The 12,672-nt window shown below is 39.7% G+C and carries 17 protein-coding genes; 8 read left to right on the plus strand and 9 right to left on the minus strand.

Annotated features, from left to right (window positions below; all coding sequences use genetic code 11):
* Positions 1-107 precede the first annotated feature (107 nt).
* Genes BLU33_RS10415 through BLU33_RS10425 form a run of 3 tightly spaced genes read left to right on the plus strand, consistent with a single transcriptional unit; the run spans position 108 to position 2,253 of the window.
* Positions 108-563 (plus strand): carboxymuconolactone decarboxylase family protein, encoded by a 456-nt coding sequence (locus tag BLU33_RS10415; RefSeq protein ID WP_091372076.1) that lies wholly within the window; start codon positions 108-110, stop codon positions 561-563.
* Between the two features lie 60 nt (positions 564-623).
* On the plus strand, positions 624-962 hold the full coding sequence (locus BLU33_RS10420; RefSeq protein ID WP_091380407.1) for a YciI family protein: 339 nt from the start codon (positions 624-626) through the stop codon (positions 960-962).
* 52 nt (positions 963-1,014) lie between these two features.
* A complete protein-coding gene (locus BLU33_RS10425; RefSeq protein WP_091372079.1) occupies positions 1,015-2,253 on the plus strand; it encodes an RNA polymerase sigma factor in 1,239 nt (412 codons plus the stop codon).
* 88 nt (positions 2,254-2,341) lie between these two features.
* Here the strand turns inward: BLU33_RS10425 and BLU33_RS10430 are convergent, their stop codons facing one another.
* The 3 genes from BLU33_RS10430 to BLU33_RS10440 are packed head-to-tail and all read right to left on the minus strand — an operon-like array spanning position 2,342 to position 3,775.
* Entirely contained in the window at positions 2,342-2,758 is a 417-nt protein-coding gene (locus tag BLU33_RS10430) for a nuclear transport factor 2 family protein (protein ID WP_197684591.1), read from the minus strand.
* A gap of 17 nt (positions 2,759-2,775) precedes the next feature.
* A complete protein-coding gene (locus tag BLU33_RS10435; protein ID WP_091372082.1) occupies positions 2,776-3,372 on the minus strand; it encodes a short chain dehydrogenase in 597 nt (198 codons plus the stop codon).
* A 13-nt stretch (positions 3,373-3,385) separates the two neighbouring features.
* Entirely contained in the window at positions 3,386-3,775 is a 390-nt protein-coding gene (locus BLU33_RS10440) for a carboxymuconolactone decarboxylase family protein (RefSeq protein ID WP_091372085.1), read from the minus strand.
* A 101-nt stretch (positions 3,776-3,876) separates the two neighbouring features.
* On the opposite strand from BLU33_RS10440, the gene BLU33_RS10445 reads away from it, so the two are divergent.
* Both BLU33_RS10445 and BLU33_RS10450 read left to right on the plus strand, forming a co-directional pair.
* A complete protein-coding gene (locus tag BLU33_RS10445) occupies positions 3,877-4,230 on the plus strand; it encodes a winged helix-turn-helix transcriptional regulator (RefSeq protein ID WP_091380414.1) in 354 nt (117 codons plus the stop codon).
* Positions 4,231-4,336: 106 nt separating this feature from the next.
* A complete protein-coding gene (locus BLU33_RS10450) occupies positions 4,337-4,858 on the plus strand; it encodes a DinB family protein (RefSeq protein WP_172829240.1) in 522 nt (173 codons plus the stop codon).
* A gap of 50 nt (positions 4,859-4,908) precedes the next feature.
* Here BLU33_RS10450 and BLU33_RS10455 read toward each other — a convergent pair whose 3' ends face one another.
* Positions 4,909-5,328, minus strand: coding sequence for a hypothetical protein (locus BLU33_RS10455; RefSeq protein ID WP_091372088.1), 420 nt, complete (start codon positions 5,326-5,328; stop codon positions 4,909-4,911).
* Complete coding sequence (locus BLU33_RS10460) at positions 5,325-5,882, minus strand: RNA polymerase sigma factor (RefSeq protein WP_091372091.1); 558 nt, start codon at positions 5,880-5,882, stop codon at positions 5,325-5,327. Before BLU33_RS10460 ends, BLU33_RS10455 begins: the two co-directional genes overlap by 4 nt.
* Positions 5,883-6,035: 153 nt before the next feature.
* On the opposite strand from BLU33_RS10460, the gene BLU33_RS10465 reads away from it, so the two are divergent.
* Both BLU33_RS10465 and BLU33_RS10470 read left to right on the plus strand, forming a co-directional pair.
* Positions 6,036-6,377 (plus strand): DUF6249 domain-containing protein, encoded by a 342-nt coding sequence (locus BLU33_RS10465; RefSeq protein ID WP_091372094.1) that lies wholly within the window; start codon positions 6,036-6,038, stop codon positions 6,375-6,377.
* Between the two features lie 126 nt (positions 6,378-6,503).
* Entirely contained in the window at positions 6,504-8,960 is a 2,457-nt protein-coding gene (locus BLU33_RS10470) for an outer membrane beta-barrel family protein (RefSeq protein ID WP_091372097.1), read from the plus strand.
* A gap of 7 nt (positions 8,961-8,967) precedes the next feature.
* Here the strand turns inward: BLU33_RS10470 and BLU33_RS10475 are convergent, their stop codons facing one another.
* Positions 8,968-9,774 (minus strand): helix-turn-helix domain-containing protein, encoded by an 807-nt coding sequence (locus BLU33_RS10475; protein ID WP_091372100.1) that lies wholly within the window; start codon positions 9,772-9,774, stop codon positions 8,968-8,970.
* 27 nt (positions 9,775-9,801) lie between these two features.
* Entirely contained in the window at positions 9,802-10,614 is an 813-nt protein-coding gene (locus tag BLU33_RS10480; protein ID WP_091372104.1) for an oxidoreductase, read from the minus strand.
* 120 nt (positions 10,615-10,734) lie between these two features.
* Between BLU33_RS10480 and BLU33_RS10485 the strand changes: the two genes are divergently transcribed.
* A complete protein-coding gene (locus tag BLU33_RS10485) occupies positions 10,735-11,424 on the plus strand; it encodes an aspartate/glutamate racemase family protein (protein ID WP_091372106.1) in 690 nt (229 codons plus the stop codon).
* A 1-nt stretch (position 11,425) separates the two neighbouring features.
* On the opposite strand, the gene BLU33_RS10490 is transcribed toward BLU33_RS10485, so the two are convergent.
* On the minus strand, positions 11,426-11,809 hold the full coding sequence (locus BLU33_RS10490) for a DUF3037 domain-containing protein (RefSeq protein ID WP_091372109.1): 384 nt from the start codon (positions 11,807-11,809) through the stop codon (positions 11,426-11,428).
* Positions 11,787-12,581: a HipA family kinase gene (locus BLU33_RS10495; protein ID WP_394331797.1), complete on the minus strand. Its 795-nt coding sequence runs from the start codon at positions 12,579-12,581 to the stop codon at positions 11,787-11,789. The genes BLU33_RS10490 and BLU33_RS10495 overlap by 23 nt, the downstream gene beginning before the upstream one ends.
* Positions 12,582-12,672 lie beyond the last annotated feature (91 nt).

The following is a 12,672-nucleotide window of genomic DNA, read 5'->3' on the forward strand; positions in this document are numbered from 1 at the left end:
TCCATTAGATATCCTTTATGAAAAATATTTTTGTGCGATGTCCAATTCGTCCTATCTCAATCATTATTGAGGTATAAATAAAAAATAACATTAAACATCAACAGAAAATGGAATCAAGAATCAATTTTTTCGCAAAAGGTGCAGACGCAATGAAGGCTATGTATGGTTTAGGCGCTTACCTGGCTAAGTCGCCGGTTGAACAAAAATTATTGCATCTGCTTTACTTCCGCGTATCTCAAATTAATGGCTGCGCTTATTGCCTTGATATGCACTCAAAAGATTTGCGCGCCGCAGGCGAAACCGAGCAACGCTTGTACATGCTGGATGCCTGGCGCGAAGGTACCGTGTATACCAACCGGGAGCGCGCTGCCCTGGCTTTTGCTGAAGGTGTTACCAAAACTCATGTATCTGACGAGGTATATGCTACTGCGGCTGCCGAGTTTACAGAACAGGAGCTGATAGATCTAACAATGGCTATTATAACCATTAACAGTTATAACCGTATTAACATTGCTTTCCAAACTCCGGCAGGCAGTTATCAACCCGGTCAATTTAAATCCTAGTATCGGGTTTGATTTAACGGGGATTAATTTAAATTCACACATCAATTAAAAAATATGATCATGAATCAGGTAAATGAATTCGTTTTTTTATTCCGCCAGCCGGCTTTAAATCAAAATCCGGAAAAACAAGAAGAAATCCAAAAAAAATGGATGGATTGGATTGGTGGCATTGCTGCCCAGGGAAAAATAGCCAGTAACGGTCTTCACCTAACACCGGAAGGTAGTGTATTAAAAACCGGTGGTGTAGTTACTGATGGCCCTTTTGTAGAGATCAGGGAAATATTGGGAGGCTTTATAGTAATTAAAGCTGATAGCATGGATGAAGCTATTACCCTGGCTCACGGCTGTCCTGCCATTGATGAAGGCGGGAGTGTGGAAATCAGATCAGCATTTGCATAAAATCTCTTTATAATCCCCTGGTCAAATACCGGCCGGGGGGTAAATACCAAAAATGGATCAGCACGAGGTAGCATTAAAACATTTATTTAAGCAGGAGTTTACTAAAATGGTAGCCGTAATTAGTAAACTATATGGCTTACAATACATTGAAATTGCGGAGGATGTTGTAACCGAAACTTTTTTATTGGCTACCGAAACCTGGGAACATAAAGGCATTCCGCTTAACCCCGCAGCCTGGCTGTATACAGTGGCCAAACAAAAAACGCTGCAGTATTTTAGGCGCAATAAAATTTACGCCGAAAAGGTAATACCCCAGCTAAGCCTGCAGCAACAGGAGTACGAAGAGATGGCCGAATTGAATTTCTCGCACCAAAACATTAAGGATAGCCAATTGCAGATGCTTTTTTCCGTTTGCACACCGGCTATTGCCAGCGAGGCTCAGATTGGTCTGGCCCTGCGCATCCTTTGTGGTTTTGGAATTGATGAAATTGCCGAGGCATTTTTATCTAATAAGGAAACCATCAACAAACGCTTATTCCGCGCCAAAGAAAAACTGCGTAATGAAAAGATACAATTAGAATTTCCGCCTGAAAATGAGATTCAGCGGCGACTGGATAATGTGCTGCACATCATTTACTTGCTTTTCAGCGAAGGCTATTATTCCAAAACTCAAAATGAGATCCTGCGTAAGGATTTGTGTATTGAGGCCCTGCGGTTAGGATTAATGCTGACTGAGTATGCCAAAACCGATCTGCCCAAAACCAATGCCCTGATAGCCCTCATGTGTTTCCATTCTTCGCGATTTAATGCCCGGCAAACAGGCCAGGAAGCTTCAATACTTTACGAGCAACAAGATGTGATGCTATGGGATCAGGCTTTAATCAATCAGGGTATCCATTTCTTAAACCTTTCTGCCCGGGGAAACGAGATCACATCATACCACCTGGAGGCACAGATTGCCTATTGGCATAGTCGGAAAGAGGATACACATGAAAAGTGGGAAAATATTTTGCAGCTATACAACCGGCTTTTACTGATTAATTATTCGCCCACAGTAGCACTGAACCGCACTTATGCTTTGTACAAAGCCAATGGCCGGTATGCAGCTTTAATTGAAGCGGAGAAATTGAATCTGGAGCATAACCATTTTTATTACCTGCTACTGGGCGAACTATATAAAACTATTAATGACGCAAAGGCCAAAATCAATTATGAAAAAGCCAAAGCCTTAGCTAAAACACAAACCGAAAAACAGGGAATACAGGAAAAAATAGATCAGCTTGGTCAATAAGATCTATCCAAAATTAGAAAAGAATTGCTCCACAAGAAGCAATCCCTAGCCTGGTAGCAGACCTTCATCAATCTTGTCCAAATGGCCATCACGTGGTCTGCTGAACCCATTGACTTCGCCAGGCCGGAGCTTCGAAGGGATCTGCGAAATACTGTGTCTCGTGTACAACCTTATCATTGCGAAACTCCATAATGCTCACTGTGTATACCGGTTTTCCCTGGTAATTGATGGTGTATTCCGTGATCCAGAGATCACCCTTTCCGATAATTCGCTTAACATTGAAGCCTGACGGCTTGCCTGGATGATGGCTCCTCAAGGCCTGCAAATTGCTTCGCCCCAGGATGCGCTCCCCAGACTGTGGATAATCACAGATGGCATCATCATCATAAATATCATGTTCCGCATTTATATCGCCAACTGCCGATGCGTGCCAGTGCGCATTCAGGACTTCACGTATTTGTTCTTCTTCAATGGACTGCTCTAGTCGCTTGCTTTTCCCGTTCATGTTTTATTTGCTAACAATCAAAATACTTTAATAACCTGCCCAGTCAAAGCCCCCAAAGCGCTTTTTATATAAGCCTGAGTTACTCTTTCCATAGTTACAGGTATATGTCCCTGGAAATAGGGGAAGAAGCCCGGTGAATCCTCAACCACACCCGGACTTATCGCGTTGATCCGCACGTTATTGTTTAACTCAATAGCTGCTGCTCTAACAAATGCTTCTATAGCGCCATTAACGGCACTCAAATTAGCTCCCAGCACAATCGGATCCTCACTTAATATGCCTGAAGTTAACGTAAATGAACCTTTGGGATTAATGTAATGCTGGCCTATCAATACTAAATTAATTTGCCCCATTAATTTGCTGTCTATTCCAATTCTGAAATCGGCATCCGTCATTGTAGCCAATGGCCCAAAGTGGCCTTTTCCTGTTATACTGATCAACGCATCAAAAACGCCTGTTTGTTTAAAGAAACTTTCAATTGAAGCTGGTGAAGTAATATCTAACGTGATATCCCCACTTTTTGAGCCTGCTTTTATAACTTCATGTTCTTTTGCTAAAGCATTTGTTACGTGTTTGCCTAACGTACCTGTTGCACCTACTATAATGATCTTCATTTTCTATAATATTTTATTGTACGTGGTTATTAAATACCTCTTTGGCATGGCTCAATGCATTGCTTACTGCCGCGCCGCCCGCATAAAAGGTCATTTGTAATATTACTTCAACTATCTGCTCCTTGCTGCCACCTAACCTTAAAGCAGCATCAATATGTGCTTTTAATTGTGGCACAGGATGACCCAGTGTTGTACATGACGCAATAAGCAAATATTCACGCGTTAATAAGTCAAGTCCTGGCCTTGCCATTATTCCCTGCATTGCCCATTCAATGGTCATGTCAACAAAATCAGGACATATATCCTTCAAGTTTTCAACTATTTGTTCACCTGCCTGGCCGCCATGTAATTTATTTAATAGTGCAAGGCCTTTTTGGTAAGTTTCGGGTTTAGTGTTTTTCATAAGCTATTTTTTTGTCAAAACTAGGTCTATATTTTACTTTTGTCAAGTAGTTACCTTTGTGTCAGGTAGCGACAAAAAAGTTATAATTATTGAAAATCAGCATGTTAAATTTAGAAAATAAAGGTAAATATATTAAAGCTAATGATTGCCCCATTGCAGCCACTATTGATGTGATCGGTGGTAAATGGAAACCTATTATTATTTGGCTGCTGATACAGGATGTTAAAAGATTTGGGGAACTGCATAGATCAATCCCCGGTATTGCTTTAAAAGTAATGAACCGGCAGCTAAAGGAATTGGAGGCAGATGGTATAATTATCAGGACAGCTTACCCCGAAGTTCCGCCAAGGGTAGAATACGCTTTAAGCGAAAAAGGTAAAACGCTCACAGATATTATGAAGTCATTAGCTTTATGGAGTACAACCAATATACTGGAGTCTGAAAAAGCTGATTAACTACATCGCGTAGTAATTATTTTATCGCCGCATATTCCTGCTGACATAGGGTTGTCATTACCCCACCTTTTCTTTGTGTTATAATAATTAAAAAACAAAACACACAATGGAAAACAACCTCAATCAAGAAACAAACATTGTAGCTGAAGGATTCACTACAACTGATGCTATGTTAATTCATTGGCAAGGGCATCGCAGATTAACCAGAAAAGTTATAGAAGCTTTTCCGGAAGATAAGTTATTTACTTATTCAATAGGAGGGATGCGCCCCTTTTCGGCTATGATAAACGAATTAGTGAGTATAGCTACTATAGGCTTGCAGGATCTGTTTAAAGATGATCCTACATCATTAAATGATCTTCAATATCACAGGGATAAACTCCCGCTAGCTACAAAAGAGGAGATTTTAGATAGCTGGGATAAGGTAACTGTTATTATAAACGCACTTTGGCCGCAAATACCTCAGGAAAGCTTTTATGAAGTGATCAAGGCGTTTGGTGAATATGAAGGTGTAACCTCAGATATAATCCTTTATTGGATCGATAATGAAATTCACCACCGGGCGCAGGGCTATGTATACCTACGGGCTTTAGGGATTCAGCCACCTGCTTTTTGGGATAGGTATTAATAGTATGAATATTAGAGAGCCGTTAACAGAATAAGTTAACGGCTTTCCTATTATCGCCTGAATATATTCGCCTTAACCAATATCTGATCCAAATATTGAATAGTTAACAAACCAAATATGGTTAAAACAAACACCCATTTGTAAGCTAACAGCGTATTAAAGTACGCCTGATCCTTGCCGAAATTTATTACTGACAATAATGTATATATTATGCCAACAGCAACAACAAAAACCACAAGCAATGTTAAATAGGAGCGTAGTTCACTTGTACGTTTTGCTTCCGCCTGTACCTTACGCGTCACCTTTGCCGAAAAATCATAGGGCAGGCTTTGTAATGGTTCCTGTTCAAGTACATCAAATAAAAACTGATATGCTTTAGCATCATCGCTTATTATGTCGTCAGTTTCTTTGTTTGATAGCTTATTTTCCTCTACCCACTTTTGCAGTTCCTCATCATCCATCTTTTTCATACCATATCTTTTTTAAGGTAAACTTCTACTTTTTCTTTCAGCAATTTTCTTGCCCTAAACAGGTAACTTTTTATTGTTCCCTCAGGCATTCCGGTAATTTCACCAATCTCTTCGAGCGAGAACTCATTTAAATGATATAATGTTATTACCGTTCTATATGTTTCGGGCAATTGCAAAATTAGCTGTTCCACATAATTTGCAACTTCTTTCTTTGTTAATAATTGCTCAGGGTTATCATTGGTAAAATGATAATTCTCAATATCATCCGGGTAACTATCCACCTGCTTGTTCTTATACTTTTTTAGATAGTTTATAGCAGTAAAGTAAGTGACCTGCGCTACCCAGGTTGATAATTTAGACTGGAAATTAAACCTGAACAGCCCCTTATGTATTTTTATAAAAACCTCCTGGCAAATATCCGCAATGTCATCCTCATCCTTTATAATGCGGCTGGTGACATGAAAAACAAGTCGTTCATATTGTTTTACCAACAGCTCAAAGGCGCGCATATCGCCCTTTAAAATCCTGGTTACAACCTCTTTTTCATTAAACATATAACATTAGTCAATAGCCGTGGCTTAAAGGTTGCAAAAAATATTAAAAAAACTTTTACCTTGATCCCTGTAAAAAAATACTAAAATAATTGCAACCTCATAAACATTGCGGTTGACTACTAGGGTAAATATTCACTCAAATATAAAAACATTATGGATCAGCACGTAGCAGTTTTCTTAGTAGTCGCAATAATTGTAATTACTATTGCCTGGGTTATCATATCCTGGTATAATTTCAGATTAAAGAAACGGATTATCGAATCAGGCCCGGTAAATGAAGAAGCCCTGGGATTTCTTAAAAATCTATCACCAACATCAAATACCGAATCACTTAAATGGGGTTGTATAATTTTCGCAGGGGGACTTGGTTTAGTTATACTTCAATTTATTCCTTACGCCGAATACTCCGCTTTACCTTACGGCCTCGAAGCCATGTTTATTGCCGCAGGTTTTTTAACCTATTACTATTTGGTAAACAGAAAGCCAAAGCAATAATTCAGTCAACACGCCGGCTTATTTCCTGATCTTATAAGCCGGCTCCATAACAATTTATTGATAGATTTTTAAAAGCGGGCTTTCGCTTGATGGAATTCTATTACCTAAAAATTAGCCATTATCATCATGAAAAATATATTTACATATATAATAATCATCCTTGCTATTTTATTTATTGTTGATAACAATGCGATAGCGCAAAAGGATATACCAGCCGGAAAAGTGTCCGGCATTATTGCCGACTCACTGTCCAAACAGCCGCTTGAACTGGTAACCGTTATGCTGAAAACAGAAAAAGACAGCCTGATAAAAACAAGGGTAAGCAAAGCTGGCGGTAAATTCGAAATTGAAAATCTGCACTTTAAAAAATATAACCTGGTGATCCTGTTTGCAGGCTATGAAAAGAAAATCATTCCGGTTACCCTGACTGATAACAAGATTAATAGTGATTTTGGCACTATATATTTAAGCAAGCGCGTAAACAACTTAAAGGAAGTTGAAATAAAAGGCGACAGGCCCATTATTCAGCAAAAAGCTGACCGCATTATATATGATATGGCAGCCGACCCGGAAAGTAAGGTAAACAATGTTTTAAGCATGATCCACAAGATCCCGTACCTCTCGGTTGACGCGGATAATAATGTGCTCATGAAGGGCAGTTCAAGCTATAAGGTATTGATAAATGGTAAACCATCTGGTATGTTAACCAATAACCTGAAAGAGGTATTACGCAGCATGCCGGCATCAACTGTTGTACGTATTGAGGTAATAACTATACCACCATCAAAGTACGATGCTGAGGGCATGGCAGGCATTATAAATATCATCACCAATAAAAAAGTGAGCGATGGTTATAAAGGGACATTAAATGCCAGTGAAGGTTTGCCGCAGGGTGGCCCGGGTGTAGGAGCGTCATTTACAGCGCAACAGGGCAAGTTTGGCATAAACAGTTACGGTGGTGCCAGTATGTACCATGAGCCTCAAACAACTTATACCATGAGCCGTAATACAACTGGCGTTGACCCAACTACTTTACAGCAAAATGGATATAATAAGTCTGATAGTAAAAATGGTTATTTTGGTGCTGACTTAAGTTATGAGATAGATTCACTTAACTTATTATCTGGTGATTTTGATATCAACAGCAATAATTATCATGGGTTGGATAATCAAACTTCGGCACTTAACGGAAGTACAGGTTTATTACAGAGTTATGATCTGGATAATACCAACCATGGTCATCGCGGTGGCTTTGATGCCGCTGTAAACTACCAGTTAGGCTTTAAATCAAGCAAAAATACACTGCTTACATTTTCATATCAGTACTCCACTTATAGCAGCAATGCTTATACAAATGTAGATATCAGCAATCCTGTTGATTATCCCACACCTGATTACAATCAGCTCAATTACCAGGATTCAAAAGAGCAAACCATACAGGTAGATTATGCACATCCCATAAATAAGGTAAATATGGAGGCTGGTTTAAAAGCCATACTGCGTAATAGTAAAAGCAATGCTGAGTACAATTCGCTGGATGCAACCAATGGCTTGTTTGAACCAGACTCAGCCCTAAGCGATATGTTTAACTATACACAGGATGTTTATGGGGCTTATAACTCCTATCAGTTCAGCCTTAAAAAATGGAGTTTTAATGCAGGGTTACGCGCTGAATATACCGATGTTAATGCCAATTTTGCATCTTCCGCATCAAACACCAAACAAAATTATTTTAATGTGATCCCGTCTTTATCAATCAATAAATCATTTACGGATAATAGCAGTATCAACTTTGGCTTTACCCAACGCCTGCGCAGACCAAGCATTTATCGTTTAAATCCTTTTGTAGATAGATCGAATCCGGATTTCATCACTACAGGCAATCCCAACCTGCGCCCAGTAATAATGAATATTGTACAATTGGGTTATAGTAATGGAGGCGGCAAAAAAGTATCAGTTTATATAGGTACCGATTATACTTTTGTTAACAACCTCGATCTGCAGGTTACCAGTTATGACCCCTTAACTAAAATAACCACTACCACTTATGGCAACGTAGGTAAGGGCGGCGGGGTAGAGGGTAATTTGAATGTTACTTATTCGCCGGTTAAATTTTACAACCTGGGTATCAACGCGAGCGCATTACACCTGTTTATTAATGGTACGGGCGTGGCTTCGGCAGAAAAGCTAAACACCACGCTTTCGCATGCATCATTATCTAATGGCTTTAAGTTTGATAAAGGCTGGAGCATGAACGCTAACTTCGATTATTACTCACCGAACCCAAGTTCGTTACAAGGCACAAATAATGGTTTTGCTTCAACATCATTAACTGTAAATAAGGAACTGGTAAAAAACAAATTGTTCTTTTCGGCAGGTGTAAATAACCCTTTTACAAAGTATCGTACCAAGAGAGTGGAAACAACAGGACCTGATTTTATACAAACCGGCAATAACCTGGTATATTTCAGATCAGTAAATTTCAGCATCAATTACAACTTCGGCAGGTTAAACAGCGATATTAAAAAGAGCAGAAAAAGTATTAATAATGATGACGTATCCAAAGGCGGCGGCGGAATGTAAGTAGCGTTTACAGCATTGACGGTGCAACGCCAAATACCTTTTTAAAAGTATAGGAGAAGTGGGAAAGGTTCTCAAATCCAACATCAAGATAAACATCTGATGGTTTGCGGCCTTTCTCACTTATCTGGTAATATGCTTCTGAAAGTCGTTTCTGCTGCAGCCATTGACCGGGTGAAGCATTGAAGATCTTTTCAAAATCGCGCTTAAAACTTGCCAGGCTACGGCCGGTAAGTCTCGCAAATTGTGCGGCAGGCACATTATACATGTAATTTTGATTCATGTAAGCTTCCAGGTTAATTTTATACGGTTCGCTAAAATCAAAAAGAAAATCCTTTAAATTTTTATCATGTCGGAGCAAAAGCTCAATAGCTTCGTTAGTTTTTAATTCGCCTAAAGATGATTTCAATTGTTCATGATGATCAAAATAAGGTATTAATGAATCGAAATAACCTTTCAGGAACGGATCGGGAGATAATATTCGCATATATTCACCTGTATACTTGCCAACAGGATCGATCTTGTGTTCGGTACTATACCTGCGTAAAAAATTCTGGTTAAGAAATATATTAAGCGATTTAAACTCACCACCTGGCGGTGGTACTTTTATTGATTTCAAAAGCTGGTTCCGGCGGACTAACCCTATGGAACCAGCTTTAAATATCTTCACTCCATCATTAGTTATCAAATGGGTTTCGCCCGAAATTACATAGCCCAAAGCATGCTCATGCACAAACTGTTCGCTACCCCGCTGTTTCTGATCTACACAGGAGTACAGTATATTATCAAGTACAATATGGCTTTTATCTTCCTTCATTAATCAATTGCTAATATATTCAATTAATTATTTTATCTGACTCATTGCCACCTTATCAAACATACGGTCGGATAATATTTTGCGCATAAACAATACCATTGCCGCCATATAACCGCCACTATACCTGGTTTTTGGCTTTTTATTATATATAGCTTTTCTTACCAGTTCTACTATTACCATAGGGTCGGCGCCTTTAGCCTCTGTATTAGTAATAGCGTCAGCAAACTTTTTAGCTAGCGGGGCATATACACCATTACTTGATTTTTTAATCAGGTTATCCATAGCTATACCGCCCCATTCAGATTTTACGCCACCCGGTTCAATTACTATTACATCAATGCCAAATTGTTTAACCTCGTTGCGCAAGGCATCGCTCAAAGCCTCTAAAGCAAATTTGCTGGCATGGTACCACGCGCCTAAGGGCAAAGCTATTTTACCGCCAATTGATGAGATGTTAATGATCTTACCATATTTATGTTTGCGCATATAAGGCAAAACCAATTGTATAAGTCGCGCTGCACCAAATACATTTACTTCTAACTGGTAACGCGCGTCATCAATTGAAACATCCTCAACTGCTCCATATGAGCCAAACCCAGCATTATTTATCAATACATCTATCCGGCCTTCGGCTTTAACAATGGTTTCGATGCCCTTAGCCATTGATGCTTCGTCGGTTACGTCCATTTCCAAAACCTTTACACCGAGTTGTTTAATGTCGTCCATTTTATCAACCCTGCGGGCAGCGCCATAAACAATGTTGCCATCCTTTAACAGTTCCCTGGCAAACTCTTTACCCATCCCGGCTGATGCGCCGGTAACTAATATTACGTTTTTCATTTTTATCTTTTAATTATAAATCAAAGGTCGGGATAAAAGGAGGGGAGAGGTTTGGTGTAAAGCTCAATTTTACTTTGGTATAAAGCTCAGGCATTCCCGGCAAAACAATATATTTGTCACATGAAAATTTTAGGGCTCATTGGGGGCATCAGTTGGGTATCAACACTTGATTATTACAAACTGATTAACGAAGGCATAAATGAAAAACTTGGCGATCTTAATTTTGCCGAGTGTATGATCTATTCTTTTAATTATGCTGATATTAAGCGTAATAACGATGCCAACGACTGGGATAAAACCCTTGAAATGATCACTAAAGCAAGTCTTAGTATGAAAAACGGTGGAGCAGAGGCGATAGTGCTTTGCGCCAATACCATGCATCTCATCGCTGATCGTCTAGAAGAAAATATTCAAATCCCAGTAATTCATATAGCCAGCGCTACTGCAAATGCCATTACTTCAAAAGGAATAAAAAAGGTAGGGCTATTAGGTACCAAGTTTACTATGGAGCGTGATTTCTTTACGAGCAAGCTAAATGAAAAAGGCATTGAAGCCATTATCCCGGATGATGACGAGCGCGATTTTTTACATTACACCATATTCGAGGAATTAGGCCGGGGGATTATTAACCCTGATACTAAGCGATACTATATCAATGTGATCAACAAATTAATAGCCCGCGGCGCGGAGGGTATTATTTTAGGTTGTACAGAAATACCACTGTTAATTAATAGTACTGATGTAGATATCCCCTTGTTTGATACAGCGAGCATACATGCTAAAGCAGCCGTAGAGTTTGCTTTAGGATAAGCTAAGCTACTAATTGGTTAAATAACTTAACCGTAGTTTCAACAGCATCAATACATAAGCCGGGATGAACCTTTGATGTTTGCAGCACAGTACTGCGTGTAGCCGTAAGCCAGCGAAAGCGTGATGGCATATCCAGCTTGGCAATAGGGCCGCCTTGTTTATCGGCAGAACAAATGCGTTCAAAAGAGCAGAGGTGTTCCTTTAACTCATCCATATCCAAGTAGCCGTTAAATGCCTGTAAGCGATGCGCATCAAGTGCATACAGCATTTTCAGATACTTCTGTTTTGCACAATACAGTATGATACCGATGTTCAGGAATTCTTCCCGGTCAACCCTCGGCACAACGCGTATAACAGCATATTCAAATAAAGTTCTCTCTTGCATGTTGGGCTTCTTTTACAAAAATATTTGAGTTTGCTATGCGTGTTAACAGAAATTGGATATAAGCTTCCCTGTGTTCTTCCGATGTGTCGAACTCCCCGGTAAGCCATTCATCAGGCACAATGTCAACAATGGCACGAATGCGTTCTTCGGTAAGGATTGTCTTAAATGCGGCATCAACCTCATCCAGTTCCGTAGCCTGCGAAAGCAGAACATGGTCTTTTATCAATAAAAACGGTTTTTTAGCCTGTTCTTCCCAGTTATGCCATGAATGGTGGAAATACAGTGCAGCGCCATGATCTATCAGCCACAATTCCTTATTCCATATCAGCATATTGGTGTTGCGGGCTGTGCGGTCAACATTCATCAACAGGCAGTCCAGCCAAACAATCTGTGAGGATAGTAAGGGGCCAGGTTTGGTAACCGTAGGATCAAAAGTAATAGCACCAGAAAGATAATGCAGCGCCAGATTAAGGCCAACACTTGCTTTTAACAGGTCCTGGATCTCTTCATCAGGTTCGGTACGACCAAAGGCTTCATCCAGATTAGCAAATACAATTTCCGGGACTTTAAAACCTAGTGACCGTGCAATCTCGCCTCCAATTATTTCAGCTATTAAAGCTTTCACACCCTGGCCTGCACCACGGAATTTCAATACATACAAAAATCCATCATCGGCCTCGGCAATTGCAGGCAAAGAGCCACCCTCGCGCAGGGGCGTTACATACCGGGTAACATTTACCGTTCTGAGTTCAAGTTGGGTATCATCTATCATAATTGCCGCTCCTAAATTGCGATTATTTTTAAGTACAATCACAATAAAGTATAAACTTAAAGAAAAGCCATTGTACAGCAGCCCGATTAAA

This window comes from Mucilaginibacter mallensis (assembly GCF_900105165.1).
In the GTDB taxonomy this organism is placed as follows: domain Bacteria; phylum Bacteroidota; class Bacteroidia; order Sphingobacteriales; family Sphingobacteriaceae; genus Mucilaginibacter; species Mucilaginibacter mallensis.